Source organism: Paracoccus sp. 22332, from assembly GCF_052045125.1.
GTDB classification, from domain to species: Bacteria; Pseudomonadota; Alphaproteobacteria; order Rhodobacterales; family Rhodobacteraceae; genus Paracoccus; species Paracoccus haematequi_A.
Map to the genome: position 1 here is coordinate 281,825 of NZ_JBQEOI010000004.1, position 26,475 is coordinate 308,299.

25 protein-coding genes and 2 pseudogenes are annotated in these 26,475 nt (G+C 69.0%); 18 read left to right on the forward strand and 9 right to left on the reverse strand.

Annotated features, from left to right (window positions below; genetic code table 11):
- The 6 genes from ACTJI6_RS07050 to ACTJI6_RS07075 are packed head-to-tail and all read right to left on the reverse strand — an operon-like array spanning position 1 to position 6,671.
- Complete coding sequence (locus ACTJI6_RS07050) at positions 1 to 1,041, reverse strand: glycosyltransferase family 4 protein (protein ID WP_440799092.1); 1,041 nt, start codon at positions 1,039 to 1,041, stop codon at positions 1 to 3.
- Positions 1,038 to 2,573, reverse strand: coding sequence for an ABC transporter permease (locus ACTJI6_RS07055; RefSeq protein ID WP_440799094.1), 1,536 nt, complete (start codon positions 2,571 to 2,573; stop codon positions 1,038 to 1,040). The genes ACTJI6_RS07050 and ACTJI6_RS07055 overlap by 4 nt, the downstream gene beginning before the upstream one ends.
- Positions 2,570 to 3,337, reverse strand: coding sequence for an ABC transporter ATP-binding protein (locus ACTJI6_RS07060; protein WP_440799096.1), 768 nt, complete (start codon positions 3,335 to 3,337; stop codon positions 2,570 to 2,572). The genes ACTJI6_RS07055 and ACTJI6_RS07060 overlap by 4 nt, the downstream gene beginning before the upstream one ends.
- Positions 3,330 to 4,322 carry an ABC transporter substrate-binding protein gene (locus ACTJI6_RS07065; RefSeq protein WP_440799098.1) on the reverse strand — a complete coding sequence of 331 codons (993 nt, stop codon included), beginning with the start codon at positions 4,320 to 4,322 and terminating at the stop codon, positions 3,330 to 3,332. The genes ACTJI6_RS07060 and ACTJI6_RS07065 overlap by 8 nt, the downstream gene beginning before the upstream one ends.
- A gap of 28 nt (positions 4,323 to 4,350) precedes the next feature.
- The gene (locus ACTJI6_RS07070; RefSeq protein ID WP_440799100.1) at positions 4,351 to 5,934 is read right to left on the reverse strand and encodes a sulfatase-like hydrolase/transferase; all 1,584 of its coding nucleotides are present in this window, start codon (positions 5,932 to 5,934) and stop codon (positions 4,351 to 4,353) included.
- Positions 5,931 to 6,671 (reverse strand): CDP-alcohol phosphatidyltransferase family protein, encoded by a 741-nt coding sequence (locus ACTJI6_RS07075; RefSeq protein WP_440799102.1) that lies wholly within the window; start codon positions 6,669 to 6,671, stop codon positions 5,931 to 5,933. The genes ACTJI6_RS07070 and ACTJI6_RS07075 overlap by 4 nt, the downstream gene beginning before the upstream one ends.
- A 106-nt stretch (positions 6,672 to 6,777) precedes the next feature.
- On the opposite strand from ACTJI6_RS07075, the gene ACTJI6_RS07080 reads away from it, so the two are divergent.
- A complete protein-coding gene (locus ACTJI6_RS07080) occupies positions 6,778 to 7,326 on the forward strand; it encodes a cytochrome b (RefSeq protein WP_440799104.1) in 549 nt (182 codons plus the stop codon).
- A gap of 74 nt (positions 7,327 to 7,400) precedes the next feature.
- On the opposite strand, the gene ACTJI6_RS07085 is transcribed toward ACTJI6_RS07080, so the two are convergent.
- The 3 genes and pseudogenes from ACTJI6_RS07085 to ACTJI6_RS07095 all read right to left on the reverse strand — a co-directional run.
- Entirely contained in the window at positions 7,401 to 8,435 is a 1,035-nt protein-coding gene (locus ACTJI6_RS07085) for a tyrosine-type recombinase/integrase (protein WP_440799106.1), read from the reverse strand.
- A gap of 48 nt (positions 8,436 to 8,483) precedes the next feature.
- A complete protein-coding gene (locus ACTJI6_RS07090) occupies positions 8,484 to 8,906 on the reverse strand; it encodes an NAD(P)-dependent oxidoreductase (protein ID WP_440799149.1) in 423 nt (140 codons plus the stop codon).
- Positions 8,892 to 9,368: pseudogene (locus tag ACTJI6_RS07095) on the reverse strand (NAD(P)-dependent oxidoreductase); the annotation flags it as partial. The pseudogene ACTJI6_RS07095 and the gene ACTJI6_RS07090, both read right to left, overlap by 15 nt.
- Positions 9,369 to 9,476: 108 nt before the next feature.
- Here ACTJI6_RS07095 and gcvA point away from each other — a divergent pair.
- The 17 genes and pseudogenes from gcvA to ACTJI6_RS07180 form a co-directional block, all read left to right on the forward strand.
- A complete protein-coding gene (gene gcvA / locus ACTJI6_RS07100) occupies positions 9,477 to 10,391 on the forward strand; it encodes a transcriptional regulator GcvA (protein ID WP_440799108.1) in 915 nt (304 codons plus the stop codon).
- A gap of 367 nt (positions 10,392 to 10,758) precedes the next feature.
- The gene (locus ACTJI6_RS07105; RefSeq protein ID WP_440799110.1) at positions 10,759 to 11,766 is read left to right on the forward strand and encodes a TRAP transporter substrate-binding protein; all 1,008 of its coding nucleotides are present in this window, start codon (positions 10,759 to 10,761) and stop codon (positions 11,764 to 11,766) included.
- 3 nt (positions 11,767 to 11,769) lie between these two features.
- Positions 11,770 to 12,363 (forward strand): TRAP transporter small permease, encoded by a 594-nt coding sequence (locus ACTJI6_RS07110; RefSeq protein ID WP_440799112.1) that lies wholly within the window; start codon positions 11,770 to 11,772, stop codon positions 12,361 to 12,363.
- The gene (locus tag ACTJI6_RS07115; RefSeq protein ID WP_440799114.1) at positions 12,360 to 13,619 is read left to right on the forward strand and encodes a TRAP transporter large permease; all 1,260 of its coding nucleotides are present in this window, start codon (positions 12,360 to 12,362) and stop codon (positions 13,617 to 13,619) included. The genes ACTJI6_RS07110 and ACTJI6_RS07115 overlap by 4 nt, the downstream gene beginning before the upstream one ends.
- A gap of 73 nt (positions 13,620 to 13,692) precedes the next feature.
- Positions 13,693 to 14,544, forward strand: coding sequence for a transketolase (locus ACTJI6_RS07120; RefSeq protein WP_440799116.1), 852 nt, complete (start codon positions 13,693 to 13,695; stop codon positions 14,542 to 14,544).
- A 5-nt stretch (positions 14,545 to 14,549) separates the two neighbouring features.
- Positions 14,550 to 15,590, forward strand: a complete 1,041-nt coding sequence (locus ACTJI6_RS07125) for a transketolase family protein (RefSeq protein ID WP_440799118.1) — start codon at positions 14,550 to 14,552, stop codon at positions 15,588 to 15,590.
- A gap of 20 nt (positions 15,591 to 15,610) precedes the next feature.
- Complete coding sequence (locus ACTJI6_RS07130; protein ID WP_440799120.1) at positions 15,611 to 16,369, forward strand: SDR family NAD(P)-dependent oxidoreductase; 759 nt, start codon at positions 15,611 to 15,613, stop codon at positions 16,367 to 16,369.
- A gap of 52 nt (positions 16,370 to 16,421) precedes the next feature.
- The gene (locus tag ACTJI6_RS07135) at positions 16,422 to 17,237 is read left to right on the forward strand and encodes a sugar phosphate isomerase/epimerase family protein (RefSeq protein WP_440799122.1); all 816 of its coding nucleotides are present in this window, start codon (positions 16,422 to 16,424) and stop codon (positions 17,235 to 17,237) included.
- Between the two features lie 141 nt (positions 17,238 to 17,378).
- Positions 17,379 to 18,296 carry a dihydrodipicolinate synthase family protein gene (locus tag ACTJI6_RS07140; RefSeq protein WP_440799124.1) on the forward strand — a complete coding sequence of 306 codons (918 nt, stop codon included), beginning with the start codon at positions 17,379 to 17,381 and terminating at the stop codon, positions 18,294 to 18,296.
- 1 nt (position 18,297) lies between these two features.
- A complete protein-coding gene (locus tag ACTJI6_RS07145; protein WP_440799126.1) occupies positions 18,298 to 19,803 on the forward strand; it encodes an aldehyde dehydrogenase in 1,506 nt (501 codons plus the stop codon).
- Complete coding sequence (locus tag ACTJI6_RS07150) at positions 19,803 to 21,146, forward strand: NAD(P)/FAD-dependent oxidoreductase (protein ID WP_440799128.1); 1,344 nt, start codon at positions 19,803 to 19,805, stop codon at positions 21,144 to 21,146. Before ACTJI6_RS07145 ends, ACTJI6_RS07150 begins: the two co-directional genes overlap by 1 nt.
- 29 nt (positions 21,147 to 21,175) lie before the next feature.
- On the forward strand, positions 21,176 to 22,111 hold the full coding sequence (locus ACTJI6_RS07155) for a LysR substrate-binding domain-containing protein (RefSeq protein WP_440799130.1): 936 nt from the start codon (positions 21,176 to 21,178) through the stop codon (positions 22,109 to 22,111).
- Positions 22,112 to 22,316: 205 nt separating this feature from the next.
- A complete protein-coding gene (locus ACTJI6_RS07160) occupies positions 22,317 to 23,168 on the forward strand; it encodes a glycine betaine ABC transporter substrate-binding protein (protein ID WP_440799132.1) in 852 nt (283 codons plus the stop codon).
- A 68-nt stretch (positions 23,169 to 23,236) separates the two neighbouring features.
- On the forward strand, positions 23,237 to 24,310 hold the full coding sequence (locus ACTJI6_RS07165) for a quaternary amine ABC transporter ATP-binding protein (protein ID WP_440799134.1): 1,074 nt from the start codon (positions 23,237 to 23,239) through the stop codon (positions 24,308 to 24,310).
- An 8-nt stretch (positions 24,311 to 24,318) separates the two neighbouring features.
- Positions 24,319 to 25,146 carry an ABC transporter permease gene (locus tag ACTJI6_RS07170; RefSeq protein ID WP_440799136.1) on the forward strand — a complete coding sequence of 276 codons (828 nt, stop codon included), beginning with the start codon at positions 24,319 to 24,321 and terminating at the stop codon, positions 25,144 to 25,146.
- Positions 25,146 to 25,973: an ABC transporter permease gene (locus ACTJI6_RS07175; RefSeq protein WP_440799138.1), complete on the forward strand. Its 828-nt coding sequence runs from the start codon at positions 25,146 to 25,148 to the stop codon at positions 25,971 to 25,973. The genes ACTJI6_RS07170 and ACTJI6_RS07175 overlap by 1 nt, the downstream gene beginning before the upstream one ends.
- A gap of 151 nt (positions 25,974 to 26,124) precedes the next feature.
- A pseudogene (locus ACTJI6_RS07180) lies at positions 26,125 to 26,316 on the forward strand (proline racemase family protein); the annotation flags it as partial.
- Positions 26,317 to 26,475: the final 159 nt, after the last annotated feature.

Sequence of the window (26,475 nt, forward strand, 5' to 3'; positions counted from 1 at the left end):
TCAGATCCGCGACAGCACAAGGCTGGCCCGGTCGGCCATCTGTTGCCAGCCGGGCAGTCCCGCGCCCGCCGCAAGCGCCGCCCCGGCCATGGCCCTGCGCCTGCCGGGCGCCTGAAGCAGCGACCGCAGCGCGGCCGCGAAGGCCTGGGCATCGCCCGGCGCGACCAGCAGGCCCGCCGCTTGGGGCACGGTGTCGGGCACCGCGCCCGCGTCGCAGCTGACGATGGGCAGGCCGCGCACCAGGGCCTCGTCGAAGACGATGCCGTGGCCTTCGTACCAGGTCGCCAGGGCGAAGATCGCGGCGCGGGCATACAGCGCCTGAAGGTCGTCGTCGCTGACCCGGCCCGCCAGCCTGATCCGATGCGCGGCGGGGCTGGCGGCCCGCTGGCGCGCCAGGGCGGCGGCATGGTCGCGGTCCCAGGGATTGCCGACGATCACCGCCTGCCAGTCCAGATCCGGCAGCAGCGACAGCGCCCGGATCAGGACATCGTGGCCCTTGCGCGGATGCAGGATGCCGACCGACAGGATCAGGGGCGGCGCGGCGGGCGCGGGGGGCAGCCGGGGTTGGTCCACGCCGGGGCGCAGCACGGTGATGGCGTCGGGCGGCACACCATATCGGGCGGTCAGGATCCGGCGGGTGTGCGGGCTGGGGACCAGCACATGCCGGGCCAGGCGCAGGTTGTCGCGTTCGGTGCGGAACAGGTGGTCGCGGCGGGCGGGCGACAGGCCGGTTTCCTGCGCCAGCGGGTGGTGGATCATCGCCACCAGCGGCGCGCGGACCCGCGCCAGCCCGGCGGTGTCGATGGAGCCGAAGACCAGCCCGTCCAGGATCAGCGGGCGATCCGGCGCGACCGCCGCCAGGGCCGCCACCGCCGTTGCCATCTGCCTGGGCGAGGGATCGGGAAAGCCCGCGGGCAATTCCAGGTGCAGCACATCGTGGCCGGCCCGGCGCAGACCCTCCAGCAGGCGGCGTTCATAGATGAAGCCGCCGGTCAGGGTGGCGATGTCGCCGGGCACCGCGAAGGCCAAGGGCCGGGTCATGGGCGCACCTGTTCGGGGGCCATGACCGCCAGCACCCGGCCCTCGGCCCAGGCGACGGCCCAGTACAGCAGGGCGGACAGCAGCGTCGCCGCGACCATCGTCAGCCACAGCATGTCATAGTCGGAAACCGACGCCGACAGCGCCATCAGGTTGCCCAGGCCCCGCCCGGTCGCCAGCCATTCGATGACGGTGGCGGCCAGGATCGCGGCAGGCACGGTCATCCTGGCCGAGGCGAACAGCGCGGGCAACATGGCGGGGATGCGGACATGCAGCATCTGGCGCAGCGGTCCGCTCGCATGGCTGCGGAACAGATCCAGGATCGGGCCGGGCGCCTGGGCCAGTCCCTGCTGGCAGGCGACGAAGGCGGGAAAGAACACCATCAATGCGACCAGCGTCAGGGTGCCCGTGGCCCCGCGGCCCAGCAACAGCACGACCAGCGGCGCGGTCGTGACGATGGGGATGGACCGCAGCGCGACGGCCAGCGGCACCGTCAGCGCCGCGAGGCCGGGCCGCAGCGCCAGCAGCACCGCCAGCCCGGCGCCAAGCGCCAGCCCCGCCGCGTATCCCGGCAGGGCCAGCCCTGCCGTCTGCGCCACTGCCGCCCCCAGCGTCGCGCGTGTGGCGGCTGCGTCCGGCGCCCACAGCAGCGCCGCCGCCACGTCTGGGGGGCGGCGGGCGAAGAACGGATTCAGTCCTGCCACCGCCGCCCACCACAGCACCAGCACGACGCCGATCAGCAGCGCCGCCTGCGCGGCCTTGCGGGCGGGCGATCCCCGCACCGGCCGAGGCGCGGCCAGGATGACCGGCGGCGGATCGGACAGCGCCCGCCGCCCCAGCCAGCCGATCCCGGCATAGACGGTCATCGACAGCCCCGCCGCCAAGGTCGCCGCCGCCCACAGCGCCGGCACGTCCAGGTCGCGGGTGAAACGGATCGTCAGCACGCCCAACCCACGCTCGGCCCCGGTGAATTCGCCCACCATCGCCCCCAGGATCGCGGCGGGTGCCGAGATTTGCAGCCCCGCCAGCAGATAGGGCAGCGCGGCGCGGGCGCGGACATGGACCAGTTCGGCCCAGCGGCCCCGGCCATAGCTTTGCACCAGATCCAGCCAGGCCTGCGGCATCGCCCGCAGCCCCGCCAGCAGCGGGATCAGCGTGGTGTAATAGACGGCAAGCGCGGCCAGCACGATCTGCGGCCCGTCCCCCGGTCCCATCAGCACCCGCAGGATCGGTCCGGTAGCGATCAGCGGCAGGCAAAAGACCACAAGCGCCAGCCCCGCCACCAGGTTCAGCGCGCGGGGCCACAGCGCGGCGATGCCTGCCAGCCCGATCGCGGCGCCGTTGCCCAGCAGGAAGCCCCAGGCGGCATTGCCCAGCGTCGCGGCGGTGGCGCGGCCGGTCAGGCCGGGGTTCGACCCCAGCCATTCCGCGACCTGCACCGGCCCTGCCAGCAGCCAGCCGTCCCCGGCAAGCGCCAGCCCCTGCCACAGTGCCAGGAGGGCGGCCAGTCCCGCCCAGCGGGACGCGGTGGTCATTGCGCCGCCAGGGATTGCGCCTGTTCGCCGCCCCGCGCCAACACCGCCAGGACATCGCCCGCCAGGCGGCGGAAGGCCGGGGCCTCGGGGTCGCGGGGGCGGGGCAGGGGCACCGCCAGATCGGCGATCACGCGGGCCGGGCGGGGCGACAGCACGACGATGCGGTCGGCCAGCATCACCGCCTCGTCCACGGAATGCGTGACCAGCAGGGCGGTGGCGTCCTGTTCCTGCCACAAGGGCGGCAGATCCTGGGCCAGTTGCCGGCGGGTCAGCGCGTCGAGCGCGCCGAAAGGCTCGTCCAGCAGCAAGACCTCGGGGCGGGTGATCAGCGCGCGGGCGATGGCCGCGCGCTGCCGCATTCCGCCCGACAGCGCCGCCGGGCGCGCGTTCTGGAAACCGCCCAAGCCCACCAGGTTGATCAACTGGTCCACCCGCTGCGGATCGGGCGCCTGCCGCGCCAGCTTGCGGCCAAGCGCGACATTGCGCGCCACCGTCAGCCAAGGCAGCAGGCAGGGATCCTGGAAGGCGATGGACAGCCCGCCCCGGCGGCACAAAGCGGCAGGGGGGTCGCCCGCGATGCTGACCGTTCCTGCGGTCGGTTCCTCCAGCCCGGCGATCAGGCGCAGCAGGGTGGACTTGCCGCAGCCCGACGGCCCCAGCAGCGCCGTGGTCCGGCCCGAGGCGAAGGTCAGGTCGATCCCGTCCACGGCCAGGATGCTGTCGCCATACAGCTTCGAGACGCCGGTGCAGGCGATCTCAGCCATGGAGGTCTTCAAGGATCGACCGATCCCACAGGTCGGGCGTCACCGTCCGGCCCATCAGCGACAGGGTGCGGATCGTCGCCTCGACCGACTCGTCGCTCCACCAGCCGAAGCCCTGGGTGTCGGTCAGGTCGGAAAACATCAGCGGCACCTGGCGGCGGGCCTGCAACTTCTGGGTCTTTAGATCCAGCCCGGCGTCGGGGAACATGCCGACCGTCAGTTCGGCGGCCGCATCGGTGTCGGCGCGGCAGGCGTCCCAGCCCCGCACCTCGCCCGCCATCAGCGCGACCAGGTCGGCGCGGCGGTTTGCGATGCTGTCGTCGGTGGCGATATAGGTCTGGGAATGCAGGACATAGCCGTGATCGGCCAGCAGCATAGTTTCGGCGCCCAGGCCCTGCATCTCGATCGCCACGGGCAGGTCGGTTTCCCAGCACAGCAGGCAATCGACCTGCCCGGCCAGCAGGGGCTGGGCGGAATACTGGGTTGGGACGATCTGGATGGCGCCCATGTCGATGCCGTTCAGCCTGCACAGCGCCTGAAGGACCGGGGTGTTCGCCACCGCCATGCCGATCCGCTTGCCCGGCAGGTCGGCGGGCGCGCGGACCGGGTTGTCGGGCAGCGAGGCGATGGCGAAGGGGTTCTTCTGCATCGCCACGCCGATGATCCTGAACGGCGCGCCCTGGGCCACGGCGGCGGCGGCATAGTCGGCGGCCGAGATCCCGACCAGGGCCGTTCCTGCCACCACCGGCGGTTCGACCGGCGCGTTCGGCCCGCCTTGCAGCAGCGCGACCTCCAGCCCCGCGTCGCGCCACCAGCCGTTCTTCTGCGCGATATAGCTGCCCGCGAACTGAACCGAATGCAGCCAGGACAGTTGCAGGGCGACCGGCACCTGTGCGGCGGCGGGCCGCAGCAGGCCAGCCGCCCCCAGGGCAAGCCCCGCGGCCCCGGCCGTGATCAGGCCGCGCCGTGTCATCGGGATCGGAGGCATGGAAACTCCTGTTCGCAATGTCGGTCTATCATGGGACGCGAAGGCGGGGGCGGCAAGGCCCTTGGGTGCGGGGGACATGCCCGCCGAAGCCGCGCAGGATCAGGTCGCGCATCCGGTCCATGGGCAGGGCCGGGCTGCCCGCAGGCGGGATCAGGCCGGGGGCAAGGCCCCAATCCGCCGCGCGGTCGACCAGAGCGGCGGGTCCGATCAGATGGATGGCCACGTCGGGGCTGTCGTCCTGCGCCACCCAGGGCGCGGCCTGGTGATCGCCCAGCACGATCATCAGCGGCGGGTCGGCGGCGTGGATCAGGGCATAGTCCAGCACCGTCTCCAGGCTGTAATCCACCGCCTCGCGATAGGCGGCGCGCACCCGATCCCGGTCGCGCCAGACCGCCTGGGGCGGATCGCCTGCCGCCGCCATCGCGTCGAAGACCCGTCCGTCCTCCACCCGGTCCCAGGGCAGCAGGCGCGGCACCGGCACCCAGGGCGCGTGGGACGAGATCAGGGCGATCTGCGCGAACAGCGGACGCGGGTCGTCCGACCGGCGCAGCAGCCGGTCCGTCGCGGCCAGCGTGAACTGGTCGGGCATCGTCACCCAGTTGAAGGGCCGCCCGCGATAGCCCAGGTCGTCCGCCGAGAGGATGCGGTCAAAGCCCATCGTCGCGGCCTCGGGCCAGGCCATGGTGATGGCGGGCATCACCGCCGCGGTGCGAAATCCCGCCCGCCGGGCGTGGTGGAACAGCCCCTGCCTGCCGCTGGCCAGCACCGCGCCATAGCGGGCCTGGTCGGCGACCCACAGCCCGTTGGCGAAGGTCGCGTGGGACAGCCAGCTTTGCCCGCCCCGCGTCGGCGCCGCCAGAAAGCCCGACCGCATCGCCAGCCCCGCATCCGCCAGCCGCCGTTGTGCGCGGCGCAGCCGGTCCAGGTGACGTTCGGCATGGAACGGCACGTCGAAGCTGGCCCGGCCATAGCTTTCGACGAAGATCACCAGCACGTCGCGGTCGATGGCGCTCAGCAGCCCGTCGGCGCCCGCCAGGGCGTCCCGCGCCGCAAGCGCCCGGATCTGGCGCAGATCCTGGGCGGTCCGGTGCAGCAGCGCGGCCTTGGCGCGGGCATAGGGGGCATTGCCGTGCCAGCCCAGATCCGATCCGGCTGCGGTCAGGGACAGGGCGGCAAGCGTGGCCAGACCCAGCCGCCCGCGCGACCGGACCGGTCCGCCGGACCAGACGCCGCAGGCCCGCCACAGCGCCCAGAGACCGGCTGCGGCCGCGACGGCGGCTGCCACCGATCCCGCCCACAGCGCCGGGCGTCCCGCCGCATCCGCCAGCAGGTCCAGGCCCGACCCGATCAGGGTCATGTCGGCCAGGGCGTTGAACGGCCGCCCCAGGGCGGCGGTCATCGCCAGGTCGGCGATCTTCTGCACCGCCAGCAGCGCCAGCACCGCCGCGATCGCCACCCGGCCGACCCGTCCCAGGCAGGCCAGCGCCAGCAGGACCAGCGGCAGTTCCGGGGCGATCCGCAGCAGCGCATCCCCGGCAGGCATCGGCGCGGAGGGCAGCACCAGGGCCAGATGGATCACGGCCGCGGCGGCCAGCAGGCGAAGGGCGGTCATGGGCGGTGCCTGTAGAGCCAGGCGACATCCACCGCGAAAGACGCGGCCAGCAGCACCGCCGCCAGCCGGGCCAGGTCGATGGCCAGGTCGCGCGGGGGCAGGGGGGTCTGCAACAGGATCAGCGTGACGATCTGGATCACGCAGATCGCCTTGCGCCAGCGGCGGTCGGGCAGATCCGCCCGCAGCCAGGGCCAGACCAGGCCCGCCGCCTCGAACGCGTAGCGGGTCAGGCCCAGGACCAGGATCTCGGCCCCGACCGCCGTTCCGGCAATGACATGCAGGGCCAGGACCAGGGCCAGGGCGGCGTCGACCTCGATATCGAAGCGGGCACCAAAGCGGGACGCCAGGCCGCTGCGCCGGGCCAGGCGGCCGTCCAGCCCGTCCAGGACCAGGGCCAGGCCGGCCACCCCGGCCACCGCCCATCCCGCCGGTCTGCCCGCGACCAGCGGCATCAGCAGCGCGCAGACCAGACCCGCGCGCAGCAGCGTCACCACGTTGCAGCCGCCGATCCGGTCATGGGGATAGCCGCGCCGCATCGCGCCCAAGGCTGCCCCGCAGACCAGCAGGAAGGCCGCCATCGCCGCCGCCGTGCCCGCCGCGCTTCCCGTCAGCACCCCGCGCGACGCCGCGATGAGGGCAAGCCCGCCTATGGCCGTGGCGGCGATCTGCGCCGGAACCGTCCCGGCAGGGCGACCCCGCCGCGATGCTGCCAGCCGGAAAGGATGGATGCCGCGCATGTCCGAAGCCTAGGCCAAGCCCGCCATCCGTCAAGCGCCGCCGCACGGGATCGGCTGTGCGAAATCCGCGTTTTCTGCTAGGCTGGGGCCAAGGGGGATCAGCGCCATGATCGAACGCCTGCCCGGCTATCGCCCGCCCGCCCGATGGCTGCACTGGATCACCGCCGCAGCCGTGCTGCTGATGATTCCGGCGGGGCTGATCATGACGCGCGAGGGGATCCCCCGGCCGCTTCAGGACGCGCTGTTCCTGTTCCACAAGAACACGGGTGTTTTGCTGGCGCCGGTGATCCTGGCGCGGATCGCCTATCGCCTGACCCACCGGCCGCCGCCCCTGCCTGTGTCGGTCCCCGGCTGGCAGCGCCGCGCGGCGGGCCTGTCCCATGCGCTGCTGTATGTCCTGCTGGTGGTCATGCCGGTCAGCGGCTTTGTCCGCGTCCGCAGCGGGGGCTTTCCCATCGAGCTGCTGGATCGGCTCGGCGCGGGACCGTGGCTTGCCAAATCCGAACGCCTGGCCGACATCGCCCAGGGGATCCACGCCGCCGGGGCCTTCGTCCTGATCGCGGTCCTTGCCCTGCACATTGCCGCCGCCGCCCAGCACGCGCTGATCCGCCGCGACGGCGTCTGGTCGCGGATGTGGCCTGTCGGGGGATCCTAAGGGGGGTCTCCGCCGTCGCCGCGTTGTCCGCGCGCCATGCCGCTGGTGGGGGCTTCCAGATCGCCCGAGCGGTCCTATTCCAGCAGGTCGGTCGCGGGGTTGTCGGCGATCTCGACATCCGCATAGTAGCGCTGCGCCTGCGCGGCACTGCGATGCAGCGACAGGGCCATGGCGGCGGGAAGCGGCGCGCCGTCAAGGGCGGCCTGGGTCAGGAAGCCCGACCGCAGCCCATGGGCACTGGCGAAGTCGGCCGGATAGCCCGCCAGTTCCAGCCGGTGCCGGACCAGATCGCGGATCCCCTCGGGGCCGAGGCGGCGGGGCAGGACGCGGTCGGACAGGCTGACGGGACGGAACAGCGGCCCGGAGGCAAGCCGCGCCGCCGCGATCCAGACCATGACGGCACGGGCCGGGCGGCCCTTCAACGGCAGGCGCGGGGCCAGGTCGGGACCGGTGGTCTTGGTGGTCAGCAGCCGGATCCGCAGCAGGCCGGAGGCGTCGAAGTCGCGGCTGTCGATGTCGTCCACGTTCAGGGCGGCGATTTCCGACCGCCGCCGCCCGCCCGAGGCCCAACCCAGCATCAGCGCGGCGCGGTCGCGCAGGCCCCGGTGGCTGTGGTCGCAGGTGGCCAGCATCGCCTCCAGCACGGGGCGGGTAATGGGGTTTTCGGACTTGCGCGCGCGCGGCCGCGCCGCCGCCCGCCGGGCCTGGCCGCGGGTCTGCGACACCAGCGGCGCATCGAAGGGCGAGGGCAGGTTCTTCATCCGGTGGAACGCCCGCCAGCTGGCGATGCGCCGGTCCAGCGTCGCGGGCGCCGGGCAGGCCAGGCTGCGCCGCAGTCCCGCCGCGATCAGCGCCTGCGCCGCGTCCCGCGCCGGGCCGGGCGTGTCGGTCAGATCCTGGGCGTGGTCCAGCAGGAACCGCAACGCGACGGATTCGGCCTCGGGCCAGTCCAGCGGCGCGCCGAAGGCCGCCTGCTTCCAGGCCCCGATATAGGCCAGATCGCGTTCCCAGGCCCGCAGCGTGTTGGCGGGCGTGCCGCGGCGATACAGCGCGGTCAGCGCTTCGGCTTCCTCGGGGGTCAGGGTCAGGGGGGCAATCGGCAGATCCATGCGCGCGACTGTGGCCCAAGCCGCGCGGCGGTGCAATGTTCAGGCGCCCTAACGGCCCCGGTTCAGCAGGTCATAGGACCGGATCACCTGGCTGTCGTCGGCCAGACCGTCGCCGCGCCCGGTGGCGGCCAGGAACATCTGGTGGGCGGCGGCGGCCAGGGGCAGGGCCGCGCCGGCCTGTCGGCCCGCGTCCAGGACGATGCCCAGATCCTTGACGAAGATGTCCACCGCGCTTGTCACCTGGGGGTCCGGCTGGATCATGCGCGGGCCGCGATCCTTCAGCATCCAGCTGGACGCCGAGGAGCCCCCCAGGATGTCCAGCATCACCTGGGGATCCACGCCGACCCTGGACGCCAGCGACAGCCCCTCCGCCGCCACGGCCAGGTGGACGCCGCACAGAAGCTGGTTCACGACCTTGACCGTCGCGCCCAGGCCGGGCTGGGTTCCCACATGAAAAATCTTGTCGCCCATGGCGCGCAGCACCGGCTGGATGCGGTCGAACAGCGCGGCATCGGCGGCGGCCATGATGGTCAGCGTCCCGGCCTGCGCCCCCGCGACCCCGCCCGAGACCGGCGCATCGACGAAGCCGCGCCCGGACGCCCGGACCCGGTCGGCCAGGTCGCGGACCGAACCGGGGGGACAGGTCGCCATCAGCACGACGGTTCCGCCGGGGACCAGGGCCTCCAGGGCGCCGTCGTCGAACAGCACCTGTTCGGCCTGCGCCGCGTTGACCACCATCAGGATCAGCGCATCGGTCCCCCGCGCGGCATCCGCCGCCGATGCGGCGGGCTGGCCACCGTTGCGGGCGAACCGCTCCAATGCCGGCGGATGGGGATCATATCCCCGGACCGCGAACCCGGCCCCGATCAGGTTGCGCGCCATCTGGGTGCCCATCGCGCCCAGCCCCACGAATGACAGATCCATGTCGTTCCCCCTTGTCCCCTGGCAGCAGGCTAGAAAGCGGGTTTGCTGAACTCAAATGAAATGCGGGGGCGGATTTTTGAATTGGCCTCATGCCGCCCGCCGCATTAGAATGGCGCAATGAGACGCATCCCCTCGCTCAAGTCCCTGCAAGCCTTCGAGGCGGCGGCCCGGCGCGGGTCGTTCACGGCGGCGGCGCATGAGCTGCACGTCACCGCATCGGCCATCAGCCACCAGATCCGCTTTCTGGAACAGGGCATCGGCCTTAGCCTGTTTCACCGCGACACCCGCACCATCGCCCTGACCGACGCCGGAGAGGCCTATTTCCAGCAGGTTTCCGAGGCGTTCTCGATGATCGAGGCCGCGACCCGGCAGATCGAACGGCACGGCAAGACCGACATCCTGACGGTCCATTCCGTGCCCAGCTTCGCCGCGCAATGGCTGATGCCGCGCCTGTCGCGGTTCAGCGCCCAGCACGGCAGCATCGACGTGCGGCTTTATGCCTCCACCGATCCGGCGGATCTGGCGGCCGGGCTGGTGGATGTGGACATCCGCTATGGCAGCGTCCTGCCCTCGCGCGGGGTGATCACCCAGCCGCTGCCGGACGAGGCGGTGATGCCGCTGTGTTCGCCCGACCTTCTGGCCCGCGCCGACCCGCCCCTGCGAACGCCCGCCGCGCTGCGCCACCAGACCCTGATCCATTCCGAGGTGAACCTGCTGAAATGGGCCGACTGGGCGCGGCTGAACGGCGGAGTCGAACTGGATCTGGATCGCGGGCCGCGATTCGACCGATCCTTCATGTCGATCAGCGCGGCCGTGGACGGGCAGGGGATCTGCCTGGAAAGCCATCTGCTGGTGGAACGAGAGGTGCAGACCGGCAGCCTGGTGCGGATCTTTCCCGATTCCGGCCACCGGATCGCCTGCCACAGCATCTCGATGCTGCGGGCCAAACAGAACGTTCCGAAAATCAAGGCCTTCCTGGCCTGGATGGGCGACGAACTGGCCCTGTCCAGTGCCGACCGGGTTCCGGGATAAGTGAATTCATTTCATGAATACGGCTGCTTTTCGCGTTTGACCCAGGGGCATCCCGGCGCGACTATCCGCTTGCAGTCCCGATCCTGAGGAGAGAGCGGGCTTGCCCGGACGGCGCCCTGGCGCCATCCGCGACACGACGAAAGAAGGGAGGCCGTCCGATGCCGCAGATCCGCGCCGTCGCGTTCATGGGCGCTTGCCGCGCCGTCAAGGGCGACCCGCCGGCCGACCGCCGATCCTGACCGATCACCGCACAGCCCCCTGGGGCTGCACGAGAGCCTTGGCAAAGGCGTCGCGGCCCGGCCTGCCCGCCGGGGGCAGAGGCCGTCATGCCCACCATACTGGCCTGTCATCACTGGGAGGAAATACGATGACCACCACCTTGAACCGCCGGACCCTGCTGCGGGGCGCGACCGCCCTGCTGGCGGCGCCCGCGATCCTGGCCTATCCGCGCGGCGCGCAGGCCGCGACCACGCTGACGCTGGGCCACAACGCCGCGCCCGGCAACCCGCGCGGCACCGCCGCCGACGAATTCGGGCGCCTGGTCGCGGAAAACACCGGCGGCGAATTCGCGGTCCGCGTGGCCGGTGCCGAACAGCTTGGCAACGAACAGTCGCTGCTGACCAGCCTGCGCACCGGCGCGGTGGACATGACCGTGAACAGCCAGGGTTCCTGTTCCGCCCTGGTGCCGGAAATCGCCGCGCTTGGCCTGCCGTTCCTGTTCGACACGTCGGAGGATGCCTTCGCGGTTCTGGCAGGCCCCGTCGGCGCCGCCCTGGCCGAGCGTTTCGCCGCCGTCAACATGGTTCCGCTGGGCTGGTGGGACAACGGCATCCGCCACATCACCAATTCGAAAAAGCCGATCGTCACGCCCGCCGATCTGGCCGGGCTGACCATCCGGACGCCGCCCGATCCGATGACCATCGACATCTTCACCACCCTGGGCGCCGCCACCGAGCAGATCAGCTTTGGCGAGCTGTACATCGCGCTGCAACAGGGCGTCGTGGACGGCCAGGAAAACCCGTTGACCAACATCGCCTCGTCCAAGCTGTACGAGGTGAACCCCTTCATCAGCCTGTCGGGCCATAAATGGGAGGTATCGCCCTTCCTGATCTCGCAGATCCGCTGGCAGCAGTTGAGCGACGACCAGAAGGGCCAGATCCAGGCGGCGGCGGATGCGGCCACGCAGATGCAGCGCGGCCTGATCCGGGACAGCGAGAAAAAGCTGTTCGACCAGTTCAGCGCCGATGCAAACCTGAAAATCAACGAGGTCGACAAGGACGCCTTCCGCACCGCCGCCGCCCCCGTGGCCGAAATCTGGAAGGCCAAGCCCTTCGGCGATTTCGTCAGCCAGTTGATCGACGCGGCCAAGGCCTGATCCATGACCCGGCCCAACGATCATCGGGAAGACCCGCAGCGCGACCTGGGCACCGATGTCCCGCACCCGCCCGGCCGCCTGCTGCGGCTGGCCGACGGGCTGGACTGGATCATCTCGTTCGTGACGCGGACGGTCCTGATGATCTCGGGCCTAGCACTGCTGGGGCTGCTGTTCGCCAATGTCGTTGCCCGCTACGTGATGGGCAGCGGCCTTTCCTTCGCCCAGGAACTGCCCGAACGGCTGTTTCCCTTCTTCATCGTCGCGGGCATCGCCCTTGGCGCGCAGCGCGGCGCGCATATGGCGGTCGAGGCCCTGCCCGAGATGTTCGGCCGTCGCGGCAAGCAGGCCGTCTATGTGCTGGCCCAGCTTTGCGTGATCCTGGGCAATGCCATCGTCATGGTGGTGGCCTTCCAGGTCGGCAACATGTCCTGGATCGACCTCAGCCCGGTGCTGGGCCTGCCCGCGACCTACAGCTATTTCGCGCTGGCGGGGGGCGCCGCCCTGGTGATCCTGGCCACCCTGGCGATCACCGTGCGCCTGATCAGGATCGGCCCCGAGGCCCTGCCCATCCCCAACCCCGAGGAGACCGGCCAATGACGCTTGCCCTTGTTCTGTCCTTCACGGCGCTGATGCTTCTGGCGGTGCCGGTGGGTCACGCCCTGGTCCTGTCCTCGGCCTTCGCGATCTATTTCTTTGCCGGGCTGCCGCTGTCCATCGTGGTCCAGCAACTGTACCAGCAGACGCAATCCTTCCCGATGCTGGCGCTGCCCTTCTTCATGCTGGCGGGCACGCTGATGCTGGGCGGCACGCTGGGCAACGAGTTGCTGGCCTTCGCGTCCAAGGTCATGCAGCGGTGGAAGGGCGGGCCGCTGGCCACGACCGTCGCGGCATCCGTGGTCTTCGGCGGCGTGTCGGGATCGGCGGTCGCCAATGCCAGCGCCCTGGGGTCCGTGCTGATCCCCTGGCAGAAGCGGCAGGGATATCCCTCGGCGCTGTGCGCGGCCAACAACTCGACCTCGGCGGTGATCGACATCCTGATCCCGCCGTCGATCCCGCTGATCCTGTATTCGCTGGTCTCGGGCACCTCGATCGCGGATCTGTTCACGGCGGGGCTGCTGCCCGGCGTGCTGCTGGCGATCGGGCTGGTCTTGTGCTGCAACTGGATCGCCCGACGGCGCGGGTTCACCCAGACCGACGATTCAGCATCATTGCGCGAACTGGCGCGGCTGGCGGTCCTGTCCAGCCCTGCGCTGCTGCTGCCGATCCTGATCCTGCTGGGCCTGCGCTTCGGCATCGCCACCCCGACCGAGATTTCCGTCCTGGCCGTCGTTTATGCCCTGGGGATGAGCGTGTTCCTGTATCGCGACATGACCTGGAGCCGGTTCCAGGACAACCTGATCGAGGCGGGCGTGGCCACCGGAGTCGTCATGCTGGTCATCATGGGCAGCGCGGCGGTGGGCTGGATCCTGACCTTCGACCAGGTGCCGGAACGGTTCGCGGTCTGGATCACGGAAACGGTGCAGAACCCGATCCTTATCATCCTGTCGATGAACATCCTGCTGCTGATCATCGGCATGCCCCTGGACCTGCCGCCCGCGATCCTGCTGCTGGGACCGATCTTCGTTCCCTTGGCGGCCAGCATCGGCATGGACCCGGTGCAGCTGGGCCTGATGATGGTGCTGAACCTGGGGATCGGGCTTTACACCCCGCCCATCGGGACCACGCTGTTCATATCCGCATCCATCGCCAAGACCACGCTGGGGGCGACAACGCGCGAACTGTGGCCGTTCTTCCTGGTGTCGATGATCGTTCTGGCGCTTGTCAGCTATGTCCCGGCGCTGACCATCTACTGACCTCTGCCGATCCTTTCCAACCCTGTCTTACCGCCCCCGTCCTGTGACGGGGCCGACCAGAAGGAGACTGCCGATGAACGGCGCAACCGCACCCGCCATCCCCAACATGAGCCTGGCGCGCCGTGCCTGGGAAATCCGCCGCAAGGCCGTGCGCATGGGCGAGGTCCAGGGCCAGGGCTATGTCGGCCAGGCGCTTGGCGTCGCGGACGTGCTGGCCGTGTCCTATTTCCACGCGCTGAACTTCCGCCCCGCCGACCCCGAATGGGAAGGGCGCGACCGCTTCCTGCTGTCCATCGGCCATTACGCCATCGCGCTTTATGCCGCGCTGATCGAGGCGGGGATCCTGCCCGAGGCCGAATTGGAAACCTATGGCGCCGACGATAGCCGCCTGCCCATGTCGGGCATGGCCGCCTATACGCCGGGGATGGAGATCACCGGCGGATCCCTGGGCCAAGGCTTGGGCATCGGCGTTGGCATGGCGATGGGGCTGAAGGCCAAGAAGAACCCGGCCTTCGTCTATAACCTGATGTCGGACGGCGAACTGGGCGAGGGGTCCACCTGGGAAGCCGCGATGGCCGCCGCCCATCACCGGCTGGGCAACCTGATCTGCATCGTCGATTTCAACGACCAGCAGGCCGACGGAAAATCGACGGAAACCCTGTCCAGCGAACCCGTGCATGACAAATGGGCGGCCTTCGGTTGGCATGTGCAGCGCGTGGACGGCAACGACATCGACGCGCTTGTCGCGGCCTTCGACACCGCCCGCAACCTGGGGGACGACCGCCCCCGCGCCATCATCTGCGACACGCTGATGTGCAAGGGCGTGCCGTTCCTTGAGACGCGAGAGATCACCCATTTCGTCCGGGTCGAGCCTGACGAATGGCAGAAGGCCCTGACGGTCCTTGACGAAACCCGGCCGGAGTGACGCCCATGACCATCCAGCACCGCTATGATCCCCATCGCAAATGGGAACCGCGCCAGCCCGGCACCGGCGGGGGTAAGACCTCGGCCATGATCGCCTCGCTGGCGGCCGAGGGCTATGACGCCGTGTCCGCGCCCTTCGGCCATGCGCTTGTTGATGAGGCCACCAAGAACGACCGCATCGTTGGGCTGACCGCGGACCTTGCCAAATACACTGACCTGCATGTCTTTGCCAAAGCCTTCCCCGACCGCTTCCATCAGATGGGCATGGCCGAACAGGTGATGGTGTCGGCTGCCGCAGGCATGGCGCGCGAGGGTTTCATTCCCTTCGCCACCACCTATGCGGTCTTTGCCAGCCGCCGCGCCTATGACTTCATCGCCATGGCCATCGCCGAGGAATACCTGCCGGTCAAGATCGTCTGCGCCCTGCCGGGCCTGACCACCGGATACGGTCCCAGCCACCAGGCGACCGAGGATCTGGCGATCTTCCGGGGTCTGCCGAACCTGACCATCGTGGACCCCTGCGATGCCATCGACGTGGCCGAGGCCGTGCCCGCCATCACCGCCCATCCTGGCCCGGTCTACATGCGCCTGCTGCGCGGCAACGTGCCGTCCGTGATCCGCAGGCACTGCCCGGATTACAGGTTCGAACTGGGCAAGGCGAAGCTGCTGCGCGACGGGACGGACGCGCTGATCGTCTCGTCCGGCTTCATGACCATGCGCGCCCTGGACGCGGCGGTGGCGATGGAGAAGGACGGCACCTCGGTCGCCGTGCTGCATTGCCCGACGATCAAGCCCTTGGACGTGCAGACCATCCTGGCCGAGGCCGGACGCGGCGGCCGCCTGGTCGTGACCGCCGAAAACCACACGGTCGTCGGCGGCCTGGGCGAGGCGGTGGCGGGGACGCTGCTGACCCATGGCGTCACGCCGCGGTTCCGCATGATCGGCCTGCCCGACCAGTTCCTTGACGCGGGCGCGCTGCCGTCGCTGCACGACCGCTATGGCATCTCGACCGACGCGATCATCCGCCAGATTCGCGGCTGGCTTTGACCAATCCAACGGAGGAAACCATGACTACCGCTTTGCTCGACGGCCAGTTCGCCGTCATCACCGGCGCCGCCTCGAAACGCGGCCTGGGCCTTGCCACCGCGCGGCTGTTCGCGCGCCACGGCGCCACCGTCGCGATCCTGGATCTGGACGAGGCCGCCGCCAGGGATGCCGCCGCTGGGTTGGGCGAAAACCATGTCGGCTTGGCCTGCAACGTCACCGACCTGGACAGCGTGAAGGCCGCCTTCGATGCGCTGATCCAGCGGTGGGGGCGCATCGACATCCTGGTCAACAACGCGGGCATCACCCAGCCGCTGAAGATCATGGAGATCGGGCCGAAGAACTATGACGACGTGCTGGATGTGAACCTGCGCGGCACCCTGTATTGCAGCCAGGCCGTGATCCCGCACATGCGCGAGAACAAATCCGGCAAGATCGTCAACATGTCGTCCGTCTCCGCGCAGCGGGGCGGCGGCATCTTCGGCGGACCGCATTATTCGGCGGCCAAGGCGGGCGTGCTGGGCCTGACCAAGGCGATGGCCCGCGAACTGGCGCCCGACAACGTGCGCGTGAACGCCATCTGCCCCGGCTTCATCGCCACCGACATCACGGCGGGCAAGCTGACCGACGAGATGCGCGTGACCATCAACGCCGGCATCCCCATGGGCCGCCCCGGCACCGCCGACGAGGTCGCGGGCTGCGCGCTGTTCCTGGCATCCGACATCTCGTCCTATGTCACCGGGTCCGAGGTCGATGTGAACGGCGGCTCGCTGATCCACTGAGTCATTCCGGCGCCGGGCACACCGGCGCCGTTCTTCATTAGGGGGAGCCACCATGAAACTCGGCCTCGGCAGCTATGCCTTTCGCTGGAACATCGGCATCAGGGACAAGCAGCCCGCCACGCCCATGACGGCGATGGAGGTGCTGGAGATCGCCCACGGCCACGGCTTGTCGGTGGTGCAATACGCCGACAACCTGCCGCTGGACCGGCTGTCGGCCGACGACCACCGGGCGTTGAAGGCGCGGGCCGACGACTATGGCATGACGCTGGAACTCGGCACGCAGGGCTTCAACGCCGACGAACTGGCGCGCTACATTCCCATCGGCCAGCGGATCGGGTCGTCCATCCTGCGCGTCGCCCTGGACGCCGAGGACGCGCTGATCCCGGTGCCGGATCTGGCCGCGCAACTGCGCGAGCTTCTGCCCGACGGCAAGGCGGCGGGCCTGCGCTTCGCGATCGAGAACCACTTCAACTATCCCTCGCCGCGCATGGTGCAGCTGCTGGACGCGGTGGGGGATGATGCCTTGGGCGTCTGCCTGGACGTGGCCAATTCCATCTGCGCGGGCGAATGGCCGATGGAGACGGTGCGGATGCTGGCACCCTATGCCATAAACCTGCATTTCAAGGACTATCAGATCACGCCCGACCCCTATGGCGTGGGCTTCCGCATCCACGGCACGCCCCTGGGCGAAGGCCGGGCCGAACTGGCCGAGGTTCTGGACGCGCTGTCGGACCGCGACCCCGACATGAGCGTGATCCTGGAACACTGGCTGCCCCATGGGGACGACATGCAGGCGACGCGGCGGCTGGAATTCGACTGGCTGGACCGCACCGTCGCGGCGGCGAAGCGGCTGGTGCCGCTGACCTGATCGCCAGGGGATCCGGCGCTGCCGTCCCGGTTCCTTGCATAGTTTTTCTAATGCGCCGTCCCAGAATATTGTCGTTTGCGGGAAATGCCATGCAGGGCGTAGCTGTGGCCTCAACCACGCTTGCGCAAACAGGAGGCCCGCATGACCCCCCGGATGGTGCTGGAAGGCATCTACACCCCGCTGATCACGCCGTTTCATGCGGATGGATCCTTTGACCTCGATGCGCTTGCCGACCTGATCGAACGCCTGATCGCGGCGGGCGTCCACGGTCTAATCTCGGGCGGATCGACCGGCGAGAACTATGCCGAGACGGTCGAGGAACGGCTGGACCTGGCGCGATTCATCACCGAACGCGTGGACGGCCGTCTGCCGGTCATCGTCGGCACGGGGGCGATGCGCACCCCCGACAGCATCGCCCTGGCTGAAGGCGCGCGAGAGATGGGCGCGGACGCGATCCTTCTGGGCACGCCGCCCTATTCGGTGCCCACCGAACAGGAAAACGCGCTAAACGCGCTGGCCATCGACCGCGCCTGCGGGCTGCCGATCATCCTGTACAACTATCCGGGCCGCATGTCGGTCGAGATGGGGACGACCTTCCTGGACCGGGTGGGCCGGTCCAGGAACGTCATCGGCATCAAGGAAAGCTCGGGCGACATCAACCGCGTGCATCTGCTGGCGCGGGACTATCCGCATATCCAGCTGTCTTGCGGCATGGACGACCAGGCACTGGAGTTCTTCGCCTGGGGCGCGCGCAGCTGGATCTGCGCCGGGTCGAACTTCCTGCCGGAAGAACATGTCGCGCTTTACGAAGCCTGCGCCGTCCGGGGCGATTTCGACAAGGGACGCCGGATCATGTCGGCGATGCTGCCCCTGATGCGCGTGCTGGAACAGGGCGGCAAGTTCATCCAGTGCGTCAAGCACGGGGTCGAGGTCTCGGGCCTGCGCGCCGGGCCGATGCGCCCGCCGCTGAAGGGGCTGAACAAGGACGAAAAGCGCGCGCTGGAACAGGTGATCCGCACGCTGAAGACCACCGTCGCCGCGATCACGGAAGGGAACTGAGATGACCGATCTGCTGACCATTGAGGAATACAAGGCCATCGCCGCATCGCTGGCGCTGCCGCAGAACGCCTTCATCGACGGCACCTTCCGCCCCGCGATTTCCGGCAAGACTTTCACCACCACCAACCCCGCCACCGGCGAGGCGCTGGCCGAGGTCGCCGCCTGCGGGGCCGAGGACGTGGATCTGGCTGTCGGGAAGGCGCGCGAGGCGTTCGAGGATGGCCGCTGGTCGCGCCTGCATCCGGCGGAACGCAAGGAAACCCTGATCCGCTTTGCCAAGCTGCTGGAACGCAATGCGCGCGAACTGGCGGTGATGGAAAGCATCGACGCGGGCAAGACCATCTATGACTGCGAAACCGTGGACGTGCCGGAAACGATCCACGTCATCAAGTGGCACGCCGAGCTGATCGACAAGATCTATGACCAGGTGGCCCCGGCATCGGACAACCACATCGCCATGATCGTGCGCGAACCCGTGGGCGTCGTGGGCCTGGTGCTGCCCTGGAACTTCCCGCTGCTGATGCTGGCCTGGAAGATCGGCCCGGCCTTGGCCTCGGGCTGTTCGGTCGTGGTCAAGCCCGCCGCCGAGACCTCGCTGACCGCGCTGCGGGTGGCGGAACTGGCCGCCGAGGCCGGGCTGCCGCGCGGCGTGCTGAACGTCGTGACCGGATCGGGCGCCGATGTGGGCGAGCCGCTGGGCCGCCACCCGGACGTGGACATGGTGAGCTTCACCGGGTCCACCGTCACGGGCCGCCGCTTCCTGCATTATTCGGCGGACAGCAACCTGAAAGAGGTGGTGCTGGAACTGGGCGGCAAGAATCCCTGCATCGTTCTGGACGACGCCGAGGATCTGGATGCGGTGGCGGCCCATGTCGTCAACGGCGCCTTCTGGAACATGGGGCAGAACTGTTCCGCCGGATCCCGCCTGATCGTGCATCGCGACATCCAGGACAGGCTGATGGAACGGATCACCGCCCATGCCCGCGAATGGATCGTCGGCGATCCGCTGGATCCGCAGGTCCGCGTCGGCGCCCTGGTCAGCCCCGCGCATTTCGGCAAGGTTTCGGCCTATCTGGACGCCGCGCAGTCCGAAAAGATCCTGCTGGGCGGCACCTCGCCCGCCAAGGGCTTCATCGAACCGACCATCGTCCAGACCGCGCGGGATTCGAAACTGGCGGTCGAGGAGATCTTCGGCCCGATCCTGACCGTGATCCAGGTGGGCAGCTTCGAGGAAGCCATCGCCGTCGCCAATGACACCGAATACGGGCTGGCGGCGTCGATCTTTACCGCCAACGGCAAGCGGGCGCTGCGGGGCGCGCGGATGCTGCGGGCGGGAACGGTGACGGTCAACAGCTTCGGCGAGGGCGACATTTCCACCCCCTTCGGCGGCTACAAGCAGTCCGGCTTTGGCGGGCGGGACAATTCCATCCATGCCCATGACCAGTATACCCAGCTGAAGACCATCTGGCTGGACCTGACCGACCATTCGGACGCAGGCGTGGACTGATGGCCCGGCACGACGCCAGCCGCACGCCCGTCTTCAACGGCCCCGCCGGTTGGGCCGCGATCCTGCCCCCGGCCGCGCCCCGCGCGCGGCTGGAGGGCCAGGCGGGCTGCGATATCGCCATCATCGGCGGCGGCTTCGCGGGCCTGTCCGCCGCCCGACGGCTGAAGCAGATCGACCCCGGCCTGGACATCGCCATCCTGGATGCCGCGCGGATCTCCGAAGGCGGCACCGGGCGCAATTCCGGCTTCATGATCGATCTGCCGCACGAATTGACCTCGGGCGATTACGCGGGCGCGGGCGACAGCCACGACCGGCAGTTGACCCGGCTGAACCGCCACGCCATCGATTTCGCGGGCGAGGCGGTGCAGGACTATGCCATCCCGCCGGGCTATTTCCAGCGGACCGGCAAGATCAACGCGGCGGCCTCGAAACCGGGGATCGAGCATAACACCAGCTATGCCGCCCATCTGCGCGAATTGGACGAACCGCACGAGATGCTGGACGCGCAGGCCATGCGCGAGATCACCGGGTCCGGCTATTACCAGGGCGGGCTTTACACCCCCGGCACGGCGATGCTGCAACCGGCGGGTTATGTGCAGGGGCTGGCCGCCGGACTGGAACGGGACGGGGTGCGGATCTACGAGAATTCGCCGGTGCTGCGCATCGAAAGCGGCAACGGCTGGAGCCTGACGACCGAGCGGGGCGAGATCCGCGCGCCCAAGATCATCCTTGCCAACAACGGTCACTTGGAAAGCTTCGGCTTCAAGCGCGGACGGCTGATGCATGTGATGCTGAACGCCTGCATGACCGCCGAACTGCCGCCTGACGCGATCCGCGCGCTTGGCGGGCAGGAATGCTGGGGCGCGACGCCCGCCGACCCGATGGGCACCACCGTGCGCCGCATCGGCCCGGCGCAGGGCGGCCACCGCATCGTGATCCGGCAGGGTGGATACTATCGCCCCGACATGCAGACAAGCGCGGGCGACCTGGCCCGCACCGTGCGCGCGATGCGCAAGAAGTTCGACGACCGTTTCCCGATGCTGCGGGGCATCCCCTTCGAACATGCCTGGTCCGGGCACCTGTGCCTGGCGCGCAACAACGTCTCGGTCATGCGGGAACTGGAACCGGGGCTGTATGCGGCCTGTGTGCAGAACGGGCTTGGCACCGCGCGCGGCACCCTGACCGGCATCGGCGCGGCGGAACTGGCCATGGGCCTGACCAGCGACATCACCGCCTTCTTCACGTCCGAGGCCGAACCCCTGCGCCTGCCGCCCCATCCCTTCGACACCATCGGCGCCAATGCCTATATGCGCTGGAAAGAATGGCAAGCCCGGCTAGAATGATCCCCCAGCCACAGGGGGAATCCGCCGCCATGCCGCCTATCAAGCGCCGCTATCTGCCCTCGCTTGGATCCTTCGCGACGTTCGAGGTGGCGGCCAAGCATCTGAGCTTTACCCTGGCGGCGCGCGAACTGAACGTGACGCAGGGCGCGATCAGCCAGCAGATCCGGCTGCTGGAACGGGCGCTTGGCGTCGATCTGTTCCTGCGCAAGCACAACACCCTGGAACTGACACCCGAAGGGATCAGCCTGGCCGCCGCCGTCAGCGAGGGGTTGGACCGCATCAGCGCGGGCGTATCGGTCATCGCGGGCGACGACGGGCCGGAAACCATCACCATTTCCGCCACCGACGCCATGGCCAGCTTCTGGCTGAAGCCGCTGATCGACAGCTTCCGCAGGGTCCACCCCGAGATCGGCTTCGTGGTGCTGGCATCCGACGCCGACGACACCCTGCGCAACTATTCCGAGGTGGATCTGTCGATCCTCTGCGGCAACGAACGCTGCGAGGTGGGCGAGGAACTGCATTTCCTGTTCCCCGAGGTGGCCCAGCCGGTCTGCACGCCCGGTTTCCTGGCGGCGCATGGCCCCTTCGAGGATGCGGACAGCCTGAACCGGGTGAACCTGCTGCACCTGCACGACCGCCATTGGGCGGCGGACGCCATCGGCTGGCAGCCGCTGGGCTGGAAGGAATGGTTCCAGGCCCAGGGCGCGGCCTGGGCCAAGGCGCCATCCAGCCTGTCCACGAACAAGGTCAACCTGCTGATGGCCGCGACGCTTGCGGGCGAAGGCGTGATGCTGGGCTGGCAGCACATGATCCGCGCGCCTGTCGCGGAAGGCCGGCTGGTGCTGGCCCATCCCGGCCAGCTGACCATCGGGCGCGGCAATTTCCTCAACTGCCGCCAGAAATCCCTGCGCCGTCCGGGGGTCGCGGCTTTCGTGGATCACATGCTGGCGTCGCTGAAGGCGTGACGGAAGACGCCTAGAAATTCTAATGCGCGACCGCAGGATATTCTCGTTTGCCGCAGCGGCAACCGATGGGGGATAACCTGCCGGACGGGACTGGGAGGTCGGTTCCGGTCATCACAACACGCCAACGGGGCCGTCGCGACCCAGGCCGCCGCATCCGCGGCGCCGGATGGTCACGGCCGACGATTGGCCCGACAGAGAGGATACCATGCGCAGGATTTTCAACGCGATGCTGGCAGGCGCCGTGGCGCTTGGGCTGGCGGCCCCGGCGATGGCCCAGGACAAGGTCATCAGGATGGGAACCATGTCCTGGGAGGATCTGACGCCCATCACCGGCATCACCAAGAAGGTGCTGGAGGACAAGGGCTATACCGTCGAGGTCACGCCGTTTTCCGAATGGGGCATCGCCTATGCCGCGCTTGCCAAGGGCGATGTGCAGATCCTGGCCAGCCAGACCGATTACGTCGCGCAGGATTACTGGGACCGCAACAAGCGCCGTCTGGAAAAGATCTCTCCGGTGTCGCACGGGCTGTTCGACGGGATCGCGGTCCCGGCCTATGTCGACATCGACTCGCTTGACCAGCTGAACGACAGGGCCGATGCGTTCGGCGGCAAGATCATCGGCATCGAGCCGGGCGCCGGCATCATGCGCGAAACCGGCGACGCCATCGACGCCTACGGGCTGAAGCTGCAACTGGTCGAGGGCTCGACCGCCGCCATGACCGCGGCGCTGAAGTCGGCCGTGGACCGCAACGAGCCGATCGCCGTCACCCTGTGGGAACCGTCCTGGATGGCGCAGAAGTTCGACATCAAGTTCCTGAAGGATCCCAAGGGCGCCTTCCCGCCGCCGCAAAGCTATTACTGGATCGGCCAGAAGGGCTTTTCCGAGGAGAACCCCGAGGCCCGCGAAGCCATCGCCAGCGTCTTCGTGCCCAAGGAGGAGATCACCGCGATCAACGGCGCGGTGAACGACGGCAAGACCATGGACGAGGCCATCGCCGACTGGATCGCCGCCCACGGCGACCTGATCGGCCGCTGGAGCAACATCAAGTCCTACTGATCCCGCCAGGCCGGGCGGCCCCCTTTGCCGGGCGCCGCCCCAACAGCACGATAATCGACAGGGTAGACATGGAAAGCACAGAGGTTCTGATCGACTGCCAGTCGGTCTGGAAGGTCTTCGGCGACCGCTCGCGCGAGGCGATCCGCTCGATCGCCGAACGCGGACTCACCAAGCGCGAGATCCTGCAACAATACAACTGCGTGGTCGGCGTATCAGATGCCACGCTTCAGGTGCGGCGGGGCGAGATCTTCTGCATCATGGGCCTGTCGGGGTCCGGCAAGTCCACCCTGATCCGGTTGCTGAACCGTCTGATCGAACCCAGCCTGGGCACCGTCACCGTCAAGGGCCGCGACCTGTCCCGCCTGGACGCCGCCGCCCTGCGCGAGACCCGCGCCCGCCATATCGGCATGGTGTTCCAGTCGGTCGCCCTGCTGCCGCAGCGCACGGTTCTGGAAAACGCCGCCTTCGGGCTGGAGGTGCAAGGCGTGCCCCGCGACGACCGCAACCGCGCCGCCGAGGCCGCGTTGGCCAAGGTCGGGCTGTCGGACTGGAAGACCCGCTATCCGCGCGAACTGTCGGGCGGGATGCAGCAGCGCGTCGGCCTGGCCCGCGCCCTGACCGCCGACCCCGAGATCATCCTGATGGACGAACCCTTCAGCGCCCTGGACCCGCTGATCCGCCGGCAGTTGCAGGACGAGTTCCGGCAATTGACCAAGGATCTGGGCAAGTCCGCCGTCTTCATCACCCATGACCTGGACGAGGCGATCCGCATCGGCGACCGCATCGCCATCATGAAGGACGGCGTGATCATCCAGGAAGGCACCGCCGAGGAGATCGTGATGAATCCCGCCGACCAGTATGTGGCCGATTTCGTGGCTGGCATCTCCCGCCTGCACCTCGTCAAGGCGCATTCGGTGATGATGCCGGTCGACCAATGGCGCTTCCAGGCGCCGGGCCTGTCGCTGGACGGCCTGCCGCGCTGCTCGCCCGAGGCTGATATCGACGAGCTGATCGGCACGATCACCGGGTCGGGCAGCGATGCCATCGCCATCGCGGATGGCGGCACCGTCGTCGGTGTCGTCACCACGCGCAACCTGCTGCTGGGGGTGCGGGGCGAGCCCGACGCCCGCGCGGCGGCATAGGGGGCGCCATGGAAAGCTTTGTCTCCACCTTCGACACCGTGGTCGATAACGCGCTGTTCTGGCTGACCGATCACGCCGCCTTTGTCTTCGACGGCATCCGCGCCGTGCTGGAGGGGCTGTATGACGCCGTGCTGTGGCTGCTGATGCTGCCGCCCTTCTGGGCCGTCGCCATCGTCGCGGGGCTGATCGGCTGGCGCGCGCTGTCCCTGGGCTTCGGGGTCGGCGGCGCGGTGGCGCTGCTGGTCTGCGCCGCGATGGGCCTGTGGGCGGAAACCATGCAGACCCTGGCCCTGGTGGTCGCGGCCAGCGTCATCGCCCTGGCGATCAGCGTGCCCCTGGGGGTGCTGGCCGGGCTGATGCCCCGCCTGGACCGCGCGCTGACCCCGGCGCTTGACCTGATCCAGACGCTGCCGCCCTATATCTACCTGCTGCCCGCCATCGCGCTGATGGGCTTTGGCCCCGCCACCGCCCTGGTGGCGACGGTGATCGTCGCCATGCCGCCCGCGATCCGGCTGACCAGTCTGGGCATCCGCCAGACCCCGCATGAATTCATCGAACTGGGCCATGCGACGGGCGCCAGCAGCAGCCAGATGTTCTGGAAGATCCGGCTGCCCTTCGCCGTGCCCTCGATCATGGCGGGCATCAACCAGAGCCTGATGATGGCCTTCGGCATGGTTGTCATCGCCGGGATCGTCGGATCGGGCGGCCTGGGCGAGACGATCTATGGCGCGATCCGCACGCTGGACATCGCGACATCCATCAACGCCTCGATCGCCATCGTGGTGCTGACCATGCTTCTGGACCGCCTGACCCAGGCCGCAGCAAGGAGATCGTGATGGACTTCAATCCCGGCGCCGTCCTGGCCCCCGTGATCGACTGGCTGAACGCCAATTTCCACGGCTTCTTCGCCCTTGTCACCCGCCTGATCGAGGCCATCCTGGGCGGCTTGGAGGCCGCCCTGCTGGTCCTGCCCGCCGGTGCCGTCATTGCCATCGTCGTGATCGCGGCCTTCTTCGCGACCGGCCTGCGGGTGGCGGCCCTGGCCTTCTGCTGCCTGGGCTTCTGCTGGCTGGCGGGGCTTTGGCAGGCCTCGATGCAGACCATCGCCCTGGTGGTGGTGGCGGTTGCCATCGCCGTTGCCATCGCCTTTCCGCTGGGCATCCTGGCTGCCTGGCGCGCATCCGTGGAACGGGCGCTGCGCCCGGTTCTGGACGTGATGCAGACCGTGCCGCCCTGGGTCTATCTGATCCCGGCGGTGATGATCTTCAGCCTGGGCCGGGTGCCCGCGATCATCGCCACCATCGTCTATGGCATCCCGCCGATGCTGCGGCTGACCACGCTGGCCTTCCGGGGCGTTCCGACCGACCTGAAGGAACTGGGCCAGGCCATCGGCGCGAAACCGTCGACCATCCTGTGGAAGATCGAGCTTCCGGCCGCCAAGCCCACGCTGCTGGTCGGGTTGAACCAGTGCATCCTGCTGTCCCTGGCCATGGTCGTGCTGGCGGGCCTGGTCGGCGCCGGCGGCCTGGGCGCCGAGGTGACACGGGGCCTGACGCGGATGGAGATGGGCCTTGGCCTGCGCGCGGGCCTTGCCATCGTCGCCGTGGCGGTGCTGGTGGACCGTCTGACGCGCGGAGCGTTGGACCGAAGGAAGGCGATCTGACCCATGCGGCACCGTTCTTCTGCATCGACAGCCACGCCTGCGGCAACCCGGTCCGGGTCGTCGCGGGCGGTGCGCCACTGCTGCCTCACCTGCCGATCCTGAGCGCCGCGACCTGCTCCGGCGAGACCATGACTGGATCCCCACCGCCCTGATGTTCGAGCCGCGCGGCCATGACATCATGTCCGGCGCGATCATCTATCCCGCGCATTGCGAGGATTGCGACGTCGCCGCCCTGTCCGTTGAGGTGTCGGGCTGTCTGCCCATGTGCGGTGCGGCCACCATCGGTCTGTCCGCCGTGGTGATCGAGGAAGGGCTGGTCTCGCCCCGCACCCCCGGCCGCCTGTCGATCGAGGTTCCGCCTGGCCGGGTCGATGTGGACTATACGCCGGAAGGCGGCCACCATCACTTCGACCGGCGGTCGAACTCCGCCATCGCAAAATACGCTGATGCCTTGCGAAGGATCTCGTTCGCCTGGCGCAGCTCGCGGTTCTCGCGTTCCAGC